Here is a 19,213-nt window from a genome sequence, read left to right as displayed (position 1 = left end):
CTTCAGCCTCGCCTTGAATCCCCCGGACTGCCGTCTCCGGCGGCCCTTGAGGTGGCGCGCATTATAGCCGCCTCCCTCTCCCTGGCAAGCGCTTTTTGAAACAATTTTCTTAAGAAAATCAACTACTTGGCGCTTGCTCTGCGCCGCTTGCTCAGCGGCGAGGGCGCGAACTATACGAGGTCGGAGGGGGCCGTGCAAGGGTTTTTTTCGATGCAGCGGCAATTTTCCGACTCGCCACGCTCCGCGTCCTCTCTTCCACCTTTCATATTAGTCTCGCAAGAACAGGATCACCACAAGCCGGAAAGGCCCGATCGGAGCCCTCTCAGTCGCCGCTCCTATCCTTACCGCCGGCACCAGCTTCCCGCCGGGGGCGCAGATGCCGCCATAGCCAGAGTGCCGGACCGGAACAGGTATAGACCACCGCGAGGGTGAGCAGAACTCTCGGCGGGTCGATGGTCACGAGGCTGAAGATCAGGATGACCGCCAGCATCATCACAAAGGGCACCCGACCTTTGAAGTCCAGGCCCTTAAAGCTGCTGTAGCGGAAATTGGACACCATGAGCAGCCCCGCGGCGACGGTTACCGCGGCGGCGACCACGGCGAGCCCCACCCCCACATCTGCATCGTGTCCCGCCCATACCATGCTGGCGACAATGGCCGCGGCGGTGGGACTGGCGAGACCGATAAAGACACTCTTGTCCACGGTGCCCACTTGCGTGTTGAATCGGGCCAGCCGAAGGGCGGCACAGGCCACATAAAGGAAGGCCGCGGCCCATCCGAACTTGCCCAGGTGTCCGAGCGCCCAGCTGAACACCACCAGCGCCGGCGCCAGCCCGAAGGAAACCATATCCGACAGCGAATCGTACTGTACGCCAAAGGCGCTCTGGGTATCGGTCAGGCGGGCGACGCGGCCGTCCAGGCCATCCAGGATCATGGCCACGAAGATGGCGATGCCGGCGGCTTCGAAGTTGCCGTTCACACCGGCCACTATGGCGTAGAAGCCGCTGAACAGGGCGCCGGTGGTGATCAGGTTTGGCAGCAGGTAGACGCCGCGGGCGCGGACCTTCTTGCCGCTGGCGGAAACCTCTTCCTCGATGTGTTCATCGATCGGCAGGCGACTCTCTTCGGCGTCGCCGCTTACCTCAGCACCTGCTACTTTCTTTTCTTCCCCTTTGTCGCTCATATCGGCTCCAATAGTGCATTTGCAGGCGGCGAGTGTACAGCGATTGGCAGCGGTGCGCATATACATCCCACACAAACAAAAGCGGCGGGTCTCCCCGCCGCTTTTCAACCTGCCACCCTGCTTTGTCAGCTGCTGCTCTCGGTCTTGTCGATGATCTTGTTGGCCTCGATCCAGGGCATCATCGCACGCAACTTGGCGCCCACCTGTTCAATCTGGTGCTCACCGCTGATGCGGCGCTCGGCCTTGAGGCGCGGCTGGCCGGCCTGGGATTCGAGGATAAAGTCCTTGGCGAACTTGCCGGTCTGGATGTCCTTCAACACCCGGCGCATTTCCTCTTTGGTCTCGTCGGTGACGATACGCGGACCGGTGACGTAGTCGCCATACTCAGCGGTATTGGAAATAGAATAGCGCATATCCGCAATGCCGCCCTGGTACATCAGGTCGACGATCAGCTTCAGTTCGTGCAGGCACTCAAAGTAGGCCATTTCCGGCGCGTAACCCGCTTCCACCAGGGTCTCGAAGCCGGCCATCACCAGTGCGGACATGCCGCCACAGAGCACTGCCTGCTCGCCGAACAGGTCGGTCTCGGTCTCCTCGCGGAAATTGGTTTCGATAATACCGGAACGGCCGCCGCCGTTGGCGGACGCATAGGACAGCGCCAGCTCTTTGGCCTTGCCGGAGGCGTTCTGGTAGACCGCGATCAGTGTGGGCACGCCGCCGCCTTCCAGGTAGGTGGAGCGCACGGTGTGGCCGGGGCCCTTGGGCGCGACCATGATCACGTCCACGTCCTTGGGCGGTTCGATCAGCTCAAAGTGCACGTTGAAACCGTGGGCGAAGCCCAGTACGGCACCGGATTTGAGATTGGGGGCAACCTGTTCGCGATAGATTACCGCCTGGTGCTCGTCCGGAGCGAGGATCATCACCACGTCGGCGTCCCTGACCGCGTCCGCCACTTCCGCCACCCGCAGTCCGGCCTTTTCCGCTTTCTGCCAGGAGCTGGAGCCGGCGCGCAGCCCGACCACCACATTTTTAACGCCGGAATCTTTCAGGTTGTTGGCATGGGCGTGGCCCTGGGAGCCGTAGCCGATGATGGCCACGGTTTTCTGTTGGATCAAAGACAAATCGCAATCTTTGTCGTAGTAAACTTGCATAAAAGCACTTCCTATCTCAAATCAAAGTTAAACACTTAAAACCTTTTCACCGCGGGCGATGCCGGACACACCGGAACGGACCACTTCCATAATGGTATGTTCGCCCAGCGCCTGCAGAAAGGCGTCCAGTTTTTCACTGGTGCCGGAAACCTGCACCGTGTACATATTGCTGGTGACATCCACGATCTGGCCGCGGAAAATATCCACGCTGCGTTTCACCTCGTCGCGCTGGGCACCGGTAGCGCGCACTTTCACCAACAGAAGTTCGCGCTCGATATGCGCGCCCTCGGTGAGATCCACCAGTTTTATCACATCAATCAGCTTGTTCAGGTTCTTGGTGACCTGCTCAATCTTGTGATCGTCGCCAATGGTTACCAGCGTCAGGCGCGACAGGGTTTCGTCTTCCGTGGGCGCCACAGTGAGACTCTCGATGTTATAGCCACGCTGGGAGAAGAGACCCACCACGCGGGAGAGGGCCCCGGGTTCGTTTTCCATCAGGACTGAAATAATTCTGCGCATCTTTGCCTACCTTACGTCCGCTCCGTTTTGCTCAACCACATATCCCGCATGGAGCCGTTGGGCATCACCTGCATGGGATACACATGCTCGGACGGATCGACGTAGACGTCGATAAACACAGTGCGGTCCTTGATGGCGAAAGCCTCGCGCATTTTGTCGTGCAGCTCGTCACGGCGCTCGATCTTCATACCCAGATGACCGTAGGCTTCGGCGAGCTTGACGAAATCCGGCAGCGACTCTTCGTAAACGCTGTGGGACAGGCGCCCCTCGTACTGCATCTCCTGCCACTGCTTGACCATACCGAGGGCCTGGTTGTTGAGGCACAGGATTTTCACCGGCAGGTGGTATTGGGTGGCGGTGGACAACTCCTGAATACACATCTGGATACTGCCTTCACCGGTCACGCACACCACATCCTGGTCCGGGTGGGCGATCTTCACCCCCAGCGCCGCGGGCAGGCCAAAACCCATGGTGCCCAGGCCGCCGGAGTTGATCCAGCGGCGCGGCTTGTCGAACAGGTAGTACTGGGCGGCGAACATCTGGTGCTGGCCCACGTCGGAGGTCACGAAGGCGTCACCCCCGGTGACCTCGTACATCGCCCTGATCGCCTCCTGGGGCATGATCATGTCGCCGTCGGTGCGGTAGCGCGGCGCCGTGTAGATGCCGTGACGCTCGCGCCAGTCGTCGATCTGCCGCCACCAGTCGACGATCGCCGACTGGTCCGGCTGCTCCTCGGACGCCTTGAGCATTTCCAGCAGCTCGCCCAGCACTGAGCGCACGGTGCCGACGATGGGAACATCGGCGACGATGGTCTTGGAGATGGAGGCCGGGTCCACGTCGACATGGATGATCTTGGCCCCGGGACAGAACTTGGCCGGCGTGTTGGTCACCCGATCGTCGAAACGCGCCCCCACCGCCAGGATCACATCCGCGTGGTGCATGGCGGTGTTGGCCTCGAAGGTGCCGTGCATCCCCAGCATGCCCAGAAAGCGCTTGTCGCTGCCGGGATAGGCACCGAGCCCCATCAGGGTGTTGGTCACCGGATAGTTCAGCCGCTGCGCCAGTTCGGTCAACAGCTCTGCACCGTCGCCCTGCACCACCCCGCCACCGGCGTAGATCACCGGGCGCCTGGCGGACTGCAGCAGCGCCATCGCCTTGCGGATCTGGCCGCTGTGGCCTTTGCCCGCCGGCGTATAGGAGCGCATGCGCAACTTTTCCGGATAGCGGTAGGGGAAGCGGTCCGCGGGATTGGTGACATCCTTGGGCACGTCGATCACCACCGGGCCGGGTCGGCCGGTGGTGGCGATGTAGAAGGCTTTCTTGACCACCTCCGGGATCTCCTCGGCACTCTTGACCAGGAAGCTGTGCTTCACGATCGGCCGCGAGCAGCCCACCATATCCGTCTCCTGGAAAGCGTCCTCACCGATCTTATCGCTGGCCACCTGGCCGGAGATCACCACCATGGGAATGGAATCCATATAAGCGGTGGCGATACCGGTGATCGCATTGGTGGCGCCGGGGCCGGATGTCACCAGTACCACACCGGCCTTGCCGGTGGAACGGGCATAGCCGTCCGCAGCGTGGGTGGCGCCCTGCTCGTGGCGCACCAGTATGTGCCTGATTCCCTTCTGACGGAAGATGGCGTCGTAGATATGCAACGCCGCCCCCCCGGGGTAGCCGAAGATCAATTCCACCCCTTCATCCTGCAGCGCGCGAACCAACATATCGCCGCCGGAGAGTAATTCCACTGAAGCCCCCTTCAAATTTCCTGTTTCATAGGATATCCATCATCCAAAAGCCGGATAAGCGCCGGACGACGAGAAAGTCAAACGGCGATTGTAAAGGAAAATGGTGACGAATATCAGCCTAAAGCACAAGTTTTGCCCAACTTTTAGGATAGCTTTGCCGGGACGCAATGTGCACGCAAGCCGCGCGGCCGGGGCGGGCTCGCAGGCCTCCAGGGGTGAGGGGAGACCTTCTCGACGGGGGCGGGGGCTTAACCCGCTGAGAGGTAGAATACAGGGTCCACGGGGTGTGCGGTGAACTCTACTCGCCGAGAGAGGGACTGATTCTGCAAACTGACGCCGGCCTGTCAACAAGAGATGGCACAAAGTGTTAAAGCGGTTGTGGGAATGGCCCCGCGGGCCGGTACAATGGCGTGCGACAACTGACAACATAAAGAGGCAAACCATGCGCATCGCTCTCGCAGCTTTGATTACCGGCCTGGCAATGAGCGCCCAGGCGGACGGCATCTACAAGTGGGAAGACGAGAACGGGGTGGTGCATTTCGGTTCGCAACCGCCACCGCAGAAAGAGCAAGTGGAAGTGGTCAAGAAGCCCAAGTCGGACCGCTACAAGCAGTGGGAGTCAGAGCAACAGGCACTGATGGCACAGCGGGCGAAAGAGCAAAAGGCCGAAGCCAAAAAGCAACCCGCGGCAAAAACCGAGACCAAGCCGGAACCCCAGCCCCAGGAGCAGGCCGGTCCCTCCCCCGCGGAACTCGCGATACGCGCCCAGCGCTGCCAGCGGGCCCGCGGCAACCTGCAGGAACTGCAGAGCCACAGTCGCGTGCGCGAGATGGACGCCAGCGGCAATATGCGGGTACTGGGCGAGGAGGAGCGCCAGGAGCGGATTGCGCGGGCGCAGCAGATGATTCGCGAGAACTGCTGACCGGATAAAACCCTGCCCCTACGCCGGCCGCGCGGACTTGTGATAATCCGTGCCCAGGTAGAGATACATGGCCGGCACCACAAACAGGGTGAACAGGGTGCCGATGGTCATGCCGGTGGCCACCACCAGTCCCATGGCGAAGCGCGCACCGCCGCCGGGGCCGGCGGCGATCAGCAGCGGCACCATGGCCAGTACCAGGGAAGCCGTGGTCATCAGGATCGGGCGCAGGCGGATGCTGGCCGCCTGTTCAATCGCCTCGCGCTTGGAGTGCCCCTCTTCCTGCAGCTTGTTGGCGAACTCCACTACCAATATGCCGTGCTTGGAAATCACCCCGATCAATGTCACCAGCCCTACCTGGGTGTAGATATTCAGGGTGGTGAGGCCGAGACTGACGAAGATCATCGCCCCGCACACGCTCATGGGCACGGTCACCAGCATGATCAGCGGATCGCGCCAGGACTCAAACTGGGCGGCGAGCACCAGGTAGATGACGATCAGGGCGAAGAAAAAAGTCACCACCAGTTTGGTACCCTCGGTCTTGTACTGGCGCGACTGGCCGGAGTAATCGATGGAATAACCCGACGGCAGTATTTCCGCGGCGGCGCTCTCGAGAATTCCCAGCGCTTCTCCCAGCGTCACACCCGGGCGCGGCACGCCGGAGATGGTCACTGCGTTCAGCTGCTGGAAGTGCTTAAGTTGCCGCGGCTCCACCGATTCACGCAGGCTCACCAGAGTCGACAGAGGCACCAGTTCATCGTTGCCGTTGCGGATATAGTATTGCTTCAGCTGATCCGCGGTGAGGCGTTCCCTGCGCACCACCTGGGGAATCACCTTGTAGCTGCGGTTGTCGAGGGAAAAACGATTCGTATAGTTGCCGGACATCATGGCGCCCAGTTCGCGGCCGATATCCACCATGGTGATGCCCATAGCGGCGGCCTTGTCCCGGTTTATGACCACTGACAGCCTGGGCTTGTCCAGTTGCAGGTCGGAGTCCATAAAGATAAATTTTTTGCTGGCCCGCGCCCGCTCCATGATTTCGTCGGCAAAGGCGGCCAGGTTTGGCACCGGTTCGGTGGCGCCGACCACGAATTCCACCGGTAGTGTGCCGCCGGCGGTGGGCAGGCTCGGCGGCACGAAAGCGGCCACCTTCAACCCCGCTATCTGCGCCACCTCACGGCTGATAATTTCCTGCATCTGCGTCGTATCCCTGTCGCGTTTGTTCCAGGATTCCAGCACGAAACCGGCGATGGCGCTATTGCTGGAATCGCCGCTGCCGCCGACACCGTTCAGCAGAAAAATATTCTCCACCTCGCTGAGGCGCTCGGCAATTTCGTTCAGCTCGCGGGTGTACTGTTCCACGTAGTCCAGGGTCGCGTAGGGATCGGCGGTGGACAGGGTCAGGACTAGGCCGCGGTCCTCCTGCGGCTCCAGTTCCCGGGGGGAAGTGACAAAAAGAAAATAGCAGCTGGCCAGCACTATGACCCCGAACACCAGTATCACCAGGCGGTCATCCAGGGCGAAATGCAATCTGTTGCGGTAACCCCGCTGCACGCGGTGAAACTGGCGCTCCAGCCAGATTTCCAACCGCGTGCCGCCGTTGCCGTCGTGGGGGCGCAGTATCCTCGACGCCATCATCGGCGACAGGGTCAGGGCGACCACGCCGGACAGCAGCACAGCGCCGGCCAGCGAAAAGGCGAATTCGGTGAAGAGTGTGCCGGTGAGACCGCCGAGAAAACCGATCGGCAGGTACACCGCGATCAGGGTAGTGGTCATCGCCACCACCGGCCAGGCGAGTTCGCGCGCGCCCACAATCGCCGCCTCCATCGGCGACATGCCCTCCTCGATATGGCGGTGCACGTTCTCCAGCACAATGATGGCATCGTCCACCACTATTCCGATCGCCAGCACCATCGCCAGCAGCGTCAACAGATTGATGGAAAAGCCCATCAGCAGCATCAGAAAGAGCGCGCCCACCAGCGACAGCGGCACCGCGATGGCCGGGATCACTACACTGCGCACCGAGCCGAGAAACAGGTAGATCACCAGAATCACGATCAGCACTGCCTCTACGATGGTTTTCACCACTTCGTTGATGGAGTCCTGGATATATTCGGTGCTGTCATAGGGAATCTCGCCGATCATGCCCTCGGGAAGCTGCGGGAATATCTCGCCCTCGAGTTTTTCCCGCACCTGTTTGATCACCTCCAGCGCATTGGCATCCGGGGCGACCCGAACGCCGATAAAGGTGGCGGAGCTGCCGTTGAAGGTAACCGAGGTATCGTAGGATTCCGCTCCCAGTTCCACCTCCGCCACATCACCGAGTTGCACCAATTGATCGCCGTCGGCGCGCACCACCAATTTACGGAAATCCTCCGCCGAGGAGATATCGGTATCGGCGCGAATATCAATGGCCACCCGCATGCCCTTGGTGGCGCCCACCGCGGCCAGCACATTGTTGCGCACCAGCGCCTCGCTCACATCCCCTGGAGTAACTTCCAGCGCGCCCATCTCCGCCGGCTTCAGCCAGATGCGCATGGCGAAGGTGCGGCTGCCGAGAATCTCTGCGCGCTGCACCCCGGCAATGGTGGACAGCTTGGGCTGCACCACCCGGGTCAGGTAGTCGGTGATCTGGTTGTTGTCGAGAATTTCGGAAGAGAAGGACAGATACATGGCCGCGGTGCTCTGTCCCACCGCCATATCGATAGAGGAGTCCTCCGACTCTTCGGGCATTTCGCTGCGCAGCCGGTTGACCTTGGCCACCACCTGGGTGAGCACTTCGTTGGAGTCATAGTCAAAGCGCACATAGGCCTGGATGATGGACACCCCCCGCACACTGGTGGACACCATATAATCGATGCCGTCGGCGGTGGCGATCTCCTGTTCCAACGGGGTGGTGATAAAACCCTGCACCAGGTCCGCGTCGGCGCCCACATAAACGGTGGTGACGGTGATTACGGCATTTTCCAGTTCCGGATACTGGCGCACATTCAGCTCGGTGAGGGCGCGCAGGCCGAGCAGGAAAATAAACAGGCTCACCACTGAGGCGAGTACCGGTCTGCGGATGAAGATTTCCGTGAAGTTCAAGCGCGGCTCCTGGGTTCCCCCTCTCCCCCTGCCCCCTCTCCCCCAGCCCCTCTCCCCAAGGGGAGAGGGGAGAGGGCAGAGGGCCTAACTGTTCTCCGGCTGCGGATTGGTATCCGCGGGCGGTTTGTTCGCGTTGTCGATATTCACCGGGCTGCCGTTGCGCAACTTGAGCAGGCCGCTGGTGGCCACCTGTTCCCCCTCACGCAGGCCCTGCACTATCTCCACCAGGTCGCCGCGCTCCTCGCCGGTCTTGACCACACGCTTCTGCGCGACGAGGCCGTCTCCCTCTTTGCTTTGTTGCAGCACGAATACCGCATCGCCGTAGGGGGCAAAGCTGAGGGCGGTGCGCGGTACTACCACTAGGCGCCGCTGTGCCGGCAGCTCTACCGACACTTCGGCAAACATCCCCGGGCGCAGCTTCTGTTCGGGATTACGCAGAGTGGCCTGCACCTGGAAATTGCGGCTGTCGCTGTCCACCCGTGCGGCGATGGCAGTGATGCGTCCCTGAAAAACTTTTTTGGGATAGGCGTCTGAGGCCAGATTTACCGACTGCTGTGGCGCGACCCGGGAGAAGTATTTTTCCGGCAGGAAAAAATCCACATAGATGGGATCCAGCTGCTGCAGGGAAACCACCGCCTGGCCCGGGTCCAGGTTCTGCCCCAGATCCACCAGCCGTATACCCAGCTTGCCGCTGAAGGGCGCGGTGACGCGGCGCTCGTCCACGGTGGCCCGCTGCACCTCAATATTGGCCAGCACCTGTTCCAGGGTACTGAGCGTTTGGTCCAGCTCCGCCTCGGTGGCAACGCCTCTTTCGCTCAGGATACTGGTGCGCCGGTGGTTGCGCCGCGCCAGGCGCAGCTCCGCCTGCAGCACCTGTAACTGGGCCTTTTCCGGCTCCGCGAACAACTCCAGCAGCAGTTCGCCTTTATTCACGGTCTGGCCGGATTTGAAGTGGATGGCGCTGACCACTCCCTGGGCCTGGGTGGTGACTTCGACGCCGTTAACCGCGCGCACTGTGCCCACCGACGAGAGACTTTCCCGCCAAGTCTGTATCTCCGCGGCGGTGGAGGTCACCGTGGCCGGCGGCTGCGGCATGGTGTCGAAGGCCCTGTTCATCATATAGTTGCCGAATATCTTGAAGGCAAAAATACCGCCGAACAGCAGCGCGCAACCGAGCAGCATCAACAGCATGCGTTTGTTCAAAACCCTATTAGACACTGAGCCATTCCACCGAATCGCGACTCCGGAATCCGCCAGCGACGCCGACAGCAGAATTCAGTTTATGAACAAATGGCTATTTGCGCCTGTGTTCTGCCGCGGAGTTGCACTCGGCCTGGCGCAGGTTTTTGGTTGAGAATATGTGCGACTGAAGATGGGGAGAGAATTTGTCTGTAGGAGCGGCGGGGCGGCCATCCGCCCATGGCCGCTCCTACAGGGGTGGAAAGGCACCCGTCAGTGGAAGACCGCCTTGTCGCCTTCGACTTCGGCGTGAATCGTATCGTCGGCGGCAAATTTGCCTGCCAGTATTTCCTGGGCCAGAGGGTTTTCCAGCCACATCTGGATGGCGCGCTTTAGCGGTCGCGCGCCGTATACCGGATCGAACCCCACCTCGGCCAGCTTGTCCAGCAGGGGCTCCGTCACTTCCAGTTTCAAATCGCGATCCGCCAGGCGCTTGCGCAACTGGTCCAGTTGTATCTCGGCAATGGCGCGCACCTGGGTTTTTGCCAGGGGGTGGAAAACCACTACCTCGTCGATGCGGTTGATAAATTCCGGGCGGAAGTGCGCCCCCACCACCTCCATCACCGCGCCCTTCATCTGCCGGTAGTGAATCTCGCTGTCCACTTCGTCCTCATCCTTGCCGCCGGCGTATCTCTGGATCAGGTCCGACCCCAGATTGGAGGTCATCACCACCACTGAATTGCGGAAATCCACCGTGCGTCCCTGCCCGTCGGTAAGGCGGCCGTCTTCAAGTACCTGCAACAGGATGTTGAATACTTCCGGGTGGGCTTTTTCCACTTCGTCCAGCAGGATCACCGAGTAGGGTTTGCGCCGCACCGCCTCGGTGAGGTAGCCGCCCTCCTCGTAGCCCACATAGCCGGGGGGGGCGCCGATCAGCCGGGCCACCGAGTGCTTTTCCATAAACTCGGACATATCCACGCGCACCATGGCGTCCACCGTGTCGAACAGGAATTCCGCCAGCGCCTTGCACAGTTCCGTCTTGCCCACGCCGGTGGGGCCGAGAAACAGGAAGGAGCCGTTGGGGCGGTTGGGATCGGAGAGGCCGGCGCGGGATCGGCGCACCGCGTTGGACACCGCCTGTACCGCCTCGTCCTGGCCGATCACCCGCTTGTGCAGGGCGTCCTCCATACGCAGCAGTTTTTCCCGCTCGCCCTCGAGCATTTTCGATACCGGAATACCGGTCCAGCGGGATACCACTTCCGCCACCTCTTCATCGGTGACGCGGTTGCGCAGCAGGCGCGGCTCTTCGCTGCTCTCAACACTGGCAGCGGCCTCGAGCTGCTGCTCCAGTTGCGGGATCACACCGTACTGCAATTCGGACATGCGCGTGAGATCGCCGGCGCGACGGGCGGCCTCCATATCCAGTTTGGCCTGCTCCAGTTTGTTCTTGATGTCGTGGCTGCCGGCCAGTTGGGCCTTTTCCGCCTTCCACACCTCTTCCAGGTCGGAATATTCTTTCTCCACCTGGTGGATATCCTTCTCGAGTTTTTCCAGGCGCTTCTGCGCGGCCTCGTCGTCCTTGTCTTTTTTTACCGCCTCGCGCTCGATCTTGAGCTGAATCAGGCGCCGCTCCAGTTTGTCCATGGACTCGGGCTTGGAATCGATCTCCATGCGGATGCGACTGGCGGCCTCGTCGATCAGGTCGATGGCCTTGTCCGGCAACTGGCGGTCGGTGATATAGCGCTGGGAAAGCCTGGTGGCGGCGATAATGGCCGAATCGGTGATATCCACTCCGTGGTGTACCTCGTAGCGTTCTTTCAGTCCGCGCAGAATGGCGATAGTGTCCTCTTCGGTGGGCTCGTCGATCAGCACTTTCTGGAAGCGCCGCTCCAGGGCCGCGTCCTTCTCGATATATTTGCGGTATTCGTCCAGCGTGGTTGCGCCCACGCAGTGTAGTTCGCCCCGGGCCAGCGCGGGTTTGAGCATATTGCCCGCGTCCATGGACCCCTCCGCCTTGCCGGCGCCGACCACATTGTGCAGTTCGTCGATAAATAAAATGACGCGGCCTTCCTGTTTGGCCAGTTCGTTGAGCACCGCCTTCAGGCGTTCCTCGAATTCGCCGCGGAATTTCGCCCCGGCGACCAGTGCGGCCAGATCCAGCGAGAGAAGTCTTTTGTCTTTCAGCCCCTCCGGCACTTCACCGTTGACAATGCGCTGCGCCAGGCCCTCGGCGATGGCGGTCTTGCCCACGCCCGGTTCGCCGATTAGTACCGGGTTGTTTTTGGTACGCCGCTGCAACACCTGAATGGTGCGGCGGATTTCGTCGTCCCGGCCGATTACCGGGTCCAGTTTTCCCGCCACCGCGCGCTCGGTCAGGTCCAGGGTGTATTTGTCCAGCGCCTGCCGCGCGTCTTCGGCGCCGGCGTCGTCGACTTTTTCCCCGCCGCGGATTTTATCCACCGCGGCCTGCAGCTGTTTCACGTCGCCGTTGGCGTTGAGGATTTTGGAAATCTCCCCGGCGGCGGGGTCGAAGGCCGCGAGCAATACCGTCTCGCTGGCGATAAATGTGTCGCCATTTTGCTGGGATTTTTTATCCGCCAGATTGAAAAGCCGCGCCAGTTCCTGGGACATGCCCACATCGCCGGTCGGCGAACTGATGGTGGGGAGGCTGTCGAGCCGTTTCGCCAGGTCGTTGCGCAGGCCGTTGAGATTGAACCCCGCCTGGGAGAGAAATGCGGGCACACTGCCGCCGGACTGGTCGAGCAGCGCCTGCAGCAGGTGCTCCGGGTAAATCTGGTTGTGGTCGCGGCCCACGGCGAGGGATTGCGCGTCGGCAATCGCGGCCTGCAGCGGGTTGGTCATTCGATCAATACGCACGGGGGCAAACCTCCTTCGATTTATTCCGCGACACTAACAGTCTAGTTAGCTATATGTGGCTGGAAGGGAGGTTTTCAATGATCATTGATTATTGGTCATTGTTCATTGATCCAGATCAGCGAAGCCATCCGCCCGGTGATTTTGTCGCGACGGTAGGAGTAGAAGCGCTCGGCGTCGGTGACCGTACAGGAATCGCCGCCGTAGATTTCGCTGACCCCCAGCCACTCCAACTCGACGCGGGCGAGGGCATAGATATCGGCGCGGAAATGCAGCGGCTTTTGCGGATGCGGGCGGAAACATCCGGCGACGGCTTCGGCGTGCCCGCCGTCCAGGGCACTTTCAAAAAACGCCTCCAGCACATCGACACCGGTTTCGAAGGCGTCGGGACCTATCGCCGGGCCGAGCCAGGCCAGCAGCTCGCCCGGTTCGCAATCCAACGCATCCAGGGCGCTGCGCACGACGCCACCGGCCAGCCCGCGCCAACCGGCGTGTACCGCGGCGACGCAGGTGCCGGATTTGTCGCACAGCAGCAGCGGCAGGCAGTCCGCGGTGAGCACGGCGCAGACGGCACCCGGGGCGCGGGCAAAACTGGCGTCGGCGGTGCGCACCAGGCCATCGGCCCGCGCCTCGACGGCCCTGTCGCCGTGAATCTGTTCCAGCCATTGGGGCTCCGCCGGCAACTCCAGCTCGCGGCGCAGCAGGGCGCGGTTGGCGGCCACCGCCCCGGGATCGTCGCCGGTGTGCGCACCCAGATTGAAAGAGGCGTAGGGGCCCGCACTGTGCCCACCGGAGCGCAGGGTGGTCGCGGCGCGCACGTTTTTCGGCGCGGGCCAGTCGGGAAACAGGTAGTGGCCGGCGTTATCTGTCATCTGGCATCTGTCCTCCGTCCTCTGAATCGGCGCGCAGCAGTTCGAGCAGCCGCAGCATATCCGCCGGCATGGGAGCCCGCCAGTGCAGTTCCCCGCCGGTTTTGGGGTGCCGCAGCGCCAGCTCCGCCGCGTGCAGCGCCTGGCGCGGAAACTGCTGCAGCGCCTCCACCAGTTCGGGCGAGGCTTCCGGCGGCAGCTTGACGCGGCCACCGTACAGCGGGTCGCCCACCAGCGGGTGGCGGATATGCGCCATATGCACCCGGATCTGATGAGTGCGGCCGGTCTCCAGCTTGCAGCGCAGCAGCGTGTGGGCGCGGAAACGCTCCTGCACCCGGTAGTGAGTGATCGCTTCCTTGCCACCAAGCTCCAGAACCGCCATCTTCAGCCGGTTCTGGCGGTGGCGGCCGATGGGCGCGTCCACGGTGCCGCCGCCGGTGACCAGGCCCTGGGCGATGGCGTCGTACTGGCGGCTGACAGTGCGCGCCTTGAGCTGGGCCACCAGCGCAGTCTGCGCCGGCAGGGTCTTGGCCACCACCATCAGGCCGCTGGTGTCCTTGTCCAGGCGGTGCACTATGCCGGCCCGCGGCACTGTCTCCAACTGCGGGCAGTGATGCAGCAGGCCGTTGAGCAGGGTGCCGTCCGGATTGCCTGCAGCCGGGTGAACCACCAGCCCCGGCGGCTTGTCGATAACCAGCAGGCTGTCATCCTCGTAGGCGATATTCAGGTCGATGGGCTGGGCAAGCCACTCGCCGCGGGCCTCCAGCTCGGCGCTCAGTCGCAGTTGCTCCCCGCCAAACAGCTTGTCTCTGGGCCTGGCTGAGCGGCCGTCCACGGTCAGCTGCCCCCCCTTGATCCAGGATTGCAGGCGGGCGCGGGAATAGTCGGGAATTAATTCGGCCGCGGCCTGGTCCAACCTATGTCCGGCCAGGTGCGCGGGTACTTCGATATCCAGTGCCAGTCGGTGGGTCATGATACTTTGGGCAGCTCCGCGACTGTGGTTAAATGGCGGGCCGCCGATCTGGTTGCCTATAATGGCGGCCAGTGTAATCAGGTAGCGGGTAATAAGGTAGAGCGTAATAATGATAGAGCGAGGGGCTATGCAGGCCTGGAAAACACTGTGGTTTGTTGTACTGTCCGCGATCCTGGTCGCCTGCGCCAGCACCGATGAGGAAGACGAAGAGGGCCTGCCCACCGGCAGCCGCACCGAACAGGCCTTTTACGAGGCCGCGCAGCGCCAGCTGAGATCCAGCCAGTGGGACCTGGCGATCAAGAACCTGCGTGCGCTGGAGGACAACTTCCCCTTCGGCAGCTACGCCGAACAGGCGCAGCTGGAGCTGATCTACGCCTACTACCGCAACCACCAGAACGACGCCGCCATCGCCTCGGCGGACCGCTTTATCCGCCTGCATCCCCAGCACCGCAATGTGGACTACGCCTATTATATGAAGGGCCTCGCCTCTTTTACCGAGGGCACCGGGCTATTCGAGCGTTTCCTGCCCACGGATATGACCAGCCGCGACCCCGGCTCGGCGCGCGAGTCCTTCGCCTATTTCGCCCAGTTGATGGCCCGCTACCCCGACAGCCGCTACGCGCCGGATGCGCAGAAGCGCATGACCCACCTGCGCAACCTGCTGGCCCGCTATGAGATCCACGTGGCCAACTACTACTTCAAGCGCGGCGCCTACCTGGCGGCCGCCAACCGCGGCCGCTATGTGGTGGAGAACTTCCAGCAGACCCCCGCGATACCGGATGCGCTGGCGGTGATGGTGCAGGGCTATCACCTGCTGGAAATGCCCGAGCTGGAGGCCAACGCCCTCAGCGTGCTGCGCACCAACTACCCCAATTACCCCGCTTTCCGCAGAGACGGCAGCTTCAATTACAACTACTACAAGGGCGCCAGCGGTCGCAGCCTGGCGCACCGCCTGACCCTGGGGCTGTTCGAGAAGTCCGATCCGCGCGGCTTCGACACCCGCGAGCGGTACAACCCCGAGTACCGCCGCGAGGAAGAGGTGCCGCTGCCACCGGAGCTGATGTGAATGCGGAATGATGAATGCGGAATGCGGACAAATCTGTCGGGAACAGATTTGCACAGCCGGAGGCAGCCCCGAAGGGGTGAAGTACAGGGATGTACTTCATGAATACGCGGTTAGGGCTGGTGCCGTAGGAGCGGTCGTTGGCCGCGACCAAACGTCCGGATGGCCACATAAGCCCGGTTCGCGGACGCAGACGGTGAATTTAGGGGCGACCTTAACCCGCGTATTCCGCATTCATTATTCCGCATTCATCATTCCGCATTCCGCATTCATTCTCCCGCCTTCCAGCCATTGGTGATCGGGTAGCGCCGGTCGCGACCGAAGCCCCGCTCGGAGATGCGCACCCCCACCGCCGCCTGGCGACGCTTGTATTCGTTGCGGTCCACCAGCCGCACCACCCGCTCCACCGTCTCGCGCTCGAAGCCCCGGGCGATGATGTCCTCGGCGCTGCAATCGCGCTCGATGTACAGGTTGAGGATCTGATCGAGTTGGTCGTAGGGCGGCAGGCTGTCCGAGTCCACCTGATCCGGCGCCAGCTCCGCGCTCGGCGGACGGGTGATCACTGTCTCCGGGATCACTTCGGAAACGGTGTTGCGGTAGCGGGCCAGTTCGAAGACCAGTGTCTTGGGTACATCCTTGAGGGCGTTGTAGCCACCCACCATATCGCCGTAGAGAGTGGCGTAGCCCACCGCCAGCTCGCTCTTGTTGCCGGTGGTGAGCACCATGGCACCCTTCTTGTTGGAGATCGCCATCAGGAGCATGCCGCGGGCACGGGCCTGGAGGTTTTCCTCGGTGGTGTCCCGCGGGCTGCCGGCAAACTCCTCCGCCAGCGCCTGCATGCAGGCGTCGAAAATGGCTTCGATACTGATCACCCGGTAGCGGATGCCGAGCCTCTGCGCCTGGTCGGCGGCGTCGTTCTTACTCAGGTCCGAGGTGTAGCGGAACGGCATCATCACCGCCTCCACCCGCTCCGCGCCCAGGGCGTCCACGGCGATGGCCAGGGTCAGCGCCGAGTCGATGCCGCCGGACAACCCCAGCACCACGCCGTTGAAACCGTTCTTGTTCACATAGTCGCGCACCCCCAGCACCAGGGCCTGGTACACCGAGGCCAGGTCCTCCAGCGCCGGCGCTATCTCTCCCCGTAGGGTGGCCTCGCCGCCATTCCATTCGACGGTGACCGGCAGCAGGTTCTCGACGAACTCCGGCGCGCGCGCGCGGAGCTCGCCGCGGGCGTCCACGGCGAAGGAGGCGCCGTCAAATACCAGTTCGTCCTGGCCACCGTACCAGTGTGAGTACACCACCGGCATCTTTCCGGCCCGCGCCCGCTCCCCCATCAGTTGCAGGCGCTCTCCCACCTTGCCCCGGTGAAAGGGAGAGGCATTGATATTGAGCATCAATTTGGCGCCGGCGGCGGCGGCCTGCGCCATCGGCTCCGGTCGCCAGAGGTCCTCGCAGATGGTGATAGCGGTGGGGATTCCCTTGATATCCACCACGCAGGGCCCGTCGCCGGGCACGAAGTAGCGCATCTCGTCGAACACCTGGTAGTTGGGCAGCTTCTGCTTGGCGTATTCGGCCACCAGCTCGCCGTTCGCGATCAGCCCCGCCATATTGAATACGGCGCCGTCGATCGCGCGCGGATAGCCCACCAGAACCGCGCAGGGCAGCTCCGCCGCCAGCAGCTGGGCCAGGGCGCTTTCGATACGCCGGTACATACTGGGCCTCAGCAACAGATCTTCCGGCGGGTAGCCGCACAGGGTCAGTTCGGGGAACAGCACCAGGTCGGCGCCGTACTCGCGGTGCGCGCGCCGCGCCACTTCCACCACCTGCGCGGTGTTGCCGGGGATATCCCCCACCAGAGAATTGATTTGTGCCAGCACTAGCTGCAAAGTAGACATCTTCGGACCTCGGACCAGTGAGGCGGCTATTGTAATGGCTGTTTCGGGGTACGACAGTACAGACGGGTAAAACAACGATAAACAATGCCTTGAGAACTGCACCTTGAGAACAACACCTTGAACAGTGCGGCGCCGGCCACCAGCGGGCTCAGTTTCCAGCACCACGAACTGTTGCGGGTCTACGCCTTTTACCGCGTGGCCATCGCCCTGGTGCTGCTGGGCATCTTCGCCTCGGACATCGGCAAAGGCGCCGTGGGCGCGGACGCGCCGGCACTCTACCTCAACACCGCCATCGCCTACGCCGCGCTCAACTTCGGCTGGCTGCTGCACCTGCACCGGCTCGCCTACCGCGCCGAGGCCGGACAGGTCGGCCTGATCCTGGGCTGCGACATCCTCGTCTTCCTGCTGTTGATACAGGCCAGCGGCGGCCTCAACTCCGGCCTCGGCTACCTGCTGCTGATCACCTGTTCCGTTGGTTCCATGCTGCTGGACCGGCGCATGGGCGCCTTCTTCGCCGCAGTGGCCAGTATCGCGGTGATCGGACAGCAGCTGTACGGATTGCTGGCGGGGCACTCGGCAACCCAGGATATCGTCTCCGCCGGCAGCCTCGGCATACTGCTGTTCACGACTGTCAGCGCCCTGCAGTACCTGTCCGGGCGCATCCGCTCCGCCACCTTGCGCGCCGACCAACAGAGCCGCCAGGCGGCGCACCTCCAGCGCCTGGCCCAGCAGATCATCGAGCGCATGCGCACCGGGGTGCTGGTGATGGACACCGCCGACAGGGCGGAGCTGATCAACCGCGCCGCGCGCCAACTGCTGGGCGAACAGCTGCAGCCCGGTGGCAGCCGCCAGGCGGAGCTGCAGCAGGCCATACGGGAATGGCGCCGCAACCCGGCCGTCGGCAGCGTACTGCTCACAATGGCGAACGGCAGTGAACTGCGGCTCAGCTTCGCCAACCTGCGTCGCGACCGCGGCGACAGCACCCTGGTATTTATCGAGGATAACCGCAAGCTCACCCAGGCGGCCCAACAATTGAAGCTGGCTTCCCTCGGGCACCTCACCGGCTCCATCGCCCACGAAGTGCGCAACCCCCTCGGCGCCATCAACCACGCCGCGCAACTGCTCTCGGAGTCCGAGACGCTCAGCGACGAAGACAAGCACCTGACGCAAATCATCTGCCGCCACAGCCAGCGGGTGAACCAGATTGTGGAAAACGTCATGCAACTGTCCCGCCGCCGCGCCGCCGCGCCACAGTTACAGGACCTGGGACAATGGCTGGAACAGTTTATCGCCGATTTCCGCGCCGGCGCGCCAAGCGACGCCAGCATCAAGTTGCAATACCCGCCACAGCCAGTAACGGCGCGCTTTGACCCGCAACAACTCGCCCAAGTGGTCACTAACTTGTGCAACAACGCACTTCACCACTCTCACGCGAGTGTGGGCCGGCGCGAAGTGGAACTCGCCGCCTACTACCAGAAAAGTACGGACTGCGCCGTACTGGACGTGATCGACAATGGCAACGGCGTACTGCCGGAACACCGGGACAAAATTTTTGAACCTTTTTTCACCACCGGGCAGAGCGGCAGCGGCCTGGGCCTGTACATCGCCCGCGAACTCTGCGAGGCGAATCAGGCAAATCTGTTTTACTGCCGCAACACAGACAACAAAAGCTGCTTCAGGGTAGAATTCGCCCATTCGAACAAAGTTTTCTAACCCGGACTTCGGAAGCAATAAGAAGCAACAAAAAGAACCT

General features: G+C 62.3%; 13 protein-coding genes. 3 read left to right on the top strand and 10 right to left on the bottom strand.

Annotation, left to right across the window (positions count from 1 at the left end; genetic code table 11):
* Positions 1-322: 322 nt before the first annotated feature.
* The 4 genes from pssA to ACRC0P_RS06105 all read right to left on the bottom strand — a co-directional run bounded on the left by pssA (position 323) and on the right by ACRC0P_RS06105 (position 4,601).
* The gene (pssA, locus tag ACRC0P_RS06120) at positions 323-1,183 is read right to left on the bottom strand and encodes a CDP-diacylglycerol--serine O-phosphatidyltransferase (RefSeq protein ID WP_438628945.1); all 861 of its coding nucleotides are present in this window, start codon (positions 1,181-1,183) and stop codon (positions 323-325) included.
* Between the two features lie 125 nt (positions 1,184-1,308).
* Positions 1,309-2,334: a ketol-acid reductoisomerase gene (gene ilvC, locus ACRC0P_RS06115; RefSeq protein ID WP_438628943.1), complete on the bottom strand. Its 1,026-nt coding sequence runs from the start codon at positions 2,332-2,334 to the stop codon at positions 1,309-1,311.
* A 27-nt stretch (positions 2,335-2,361) separates the two neighbouring features.
* Positions 2,362-2,853 carry an acetolactate synthase small subunit gene (ilvN, locus tag ACRC0P_RS06110; RefSeq protein ID WP_308363748.1) on the bottom strand — a complete coding sequence of 164 codons (492 nt, stop codon included), beginning with the start codon at positions 2,851-2,853 and terminating at the stop codon, positions 2,362-2,364.
* A gap of 11 nt (positions 2,854-2,864) precedes the next feature.
* Complete coding sequence (locus ACRC0P_RS06105; protein ID WP_438628941.1) at positions 2,865-4,601, bottom strand: acetolactate synthase 3 large subunit; 1,737 nt, start codon at positions 4,599-4,601, stop codon at positions 2,865-2,867.
* A gap of 442 nt (positions 4,602-5,043) precedes the next feature.
* Between ACRC0P_RS06105 and ACRC0P_RS06100 the strand changes: the two genes are divergently transcribed.
* A complete protein-coding gene (locus ACRC0P_RS06100; protein ID WP_438628939.1) occupies positions 5,044-5,523 on the top strand; it encodes a DUF4124 domain-containing protein in 480 nt (159 codons plus the stop codon).
* A gap of 18 nt (positions 5,524-5,541) precedes the next feature.
* Here the strand turns inward: ACRC0P_RS06100 and ACRC0P_RS06095 are convergent, their stop codons facing one another.
* The 5 genes from ACRC0P_RS06095 to rluD all read right to left on the bottom strand — a co-directional run bounded on the left by ACRC0P_RS06095 (position 5,542) and on the right by rluD (position 14,502).
* Complete coding sequence (locus ACRC0P_RS06095) at positions 5,542-8,607, bottom strand: efflux RND transporter permease subunit (RefSeq protein WP_438628937.1); 3,066 nt, start codon at positions 8,605-8,607, stop codon at positions 5,542-5,544.
* Between the two features lie 84 nt (positions 8,608-8,691).
* On the bottom strand, positions 8,692-9,825 hold the full coding sequence (locus tag ACRC0P_RS06090; protein ID WP_438628935.1) for an efflux RND transporter periplasmic adaptor subunit: 1,134 nt from the start codon (positions 9,823-9,825) through the stop codon (positions 8,692-8,694).
* A gap of 234 nt (positions 9,826-10,059) precedes the next feature.
* The gene (gene clpB / locus ACRC0P_RS06085) at positions 10,060-12,663 is read right to left on the bottom strand and encodes an ATP-dependent chaperone ClpB (RefSeq protein ID WP_438628933.1); all 2,604 of its coding nucleotides are present in this window, start codon (positions 12,661-12,663) and stop codon (positions 10,060-10,062) included.
* Positions 12,664-12,758: 95 nt separating this feature from the next.
* Positions 12,759-13,532, bottom strand: coding sequence for a peptidoglycan editing factor PgeF (gene pgeF, locus ACRC0P_RS06080; RefSeq protein ID WP_438628931.1), 774 nt, complete (start codon positions 13,530-13,532; stop codon positions 12,759-12,761).
* On the bottom strand, positions 13,522-14,502 hold the full coding sequence (gene rluD / locus ACRC0P_RS06075) for a 23S rRNA pseudouridine(1911/1915/1917) synthase RluD (protein WP_438628929.1): 981 nt from the start codon (positions 14,500-14,502) through the stop codon (positions 13,522-13,524). The genes pgeF and rluD overlap by 11 nt, the downstream gene beginning before the upstream one ends.
* Before the next feature lie 127 nt (positions 14,503-14,629).
* Between rluD and ACRC0P_RS06070 the strand changes: the two genes are divergently transcribed.
* Positions 14,630-15,568, top strand: a complete 939-nt coding sequence (locus tag ACRC0P_RS06070) for an outer membrane protein assembly factor BamD (RefSeq protein WP_438628927.1) — start codon at positions 14,630-14,632, stop codon at positions 15,566-15,568.
* A gap of 266 nt (positions 15,569-15,834) precedes the next feature.
* On the opposite strand, the gene ACRC0P_RS06065 is transcribed toward ACRC0P_RS06070, so the two are convergent.
* Positions 15,835-17,460 carry an NAD+ synthase gene (locus ACRC0P_RS06065; protein ID WP_438628925.1) on the bottom strand — a complete coding sequence of 542 codons (1,626 nt, stop codon included), beginning with the start codon at positions 17,458-17,460 and terminating at the stop codon, positions 15,835-15,837.
* Positions 17,461-17,577: 117 nt separating this feature from the next.
* On the opposite strand from ACRC0P_RS06065, the gene ACRC0P_RS06060 reads away from it, so the two are divergent.
* Entirely contained in the window at positions 17,578-19,173 is a 1,596-nt protein-coding gene (locus ACRC0P_RS06060; RefSeq protein ID WP_438628923.1) for a sensor histidine kinase, read from the top strand.
* Positions 19,174-19,213 lie beyond the last annotated feature (40 nt).

Source organism: Microbulbifer sp., from assembly GCF_051659245.1.
Taxonomy (GTDB): Bacteria; Pseudomonadota; Gammaproteobacteria; order Pseudomonadales; family Cellvibrionaceae; genus Microbulbifer.
Note: the sequence above shows the minus strand (reverse complement) of the source record. Positions and strands in the feature narration are given on the sequence as shown.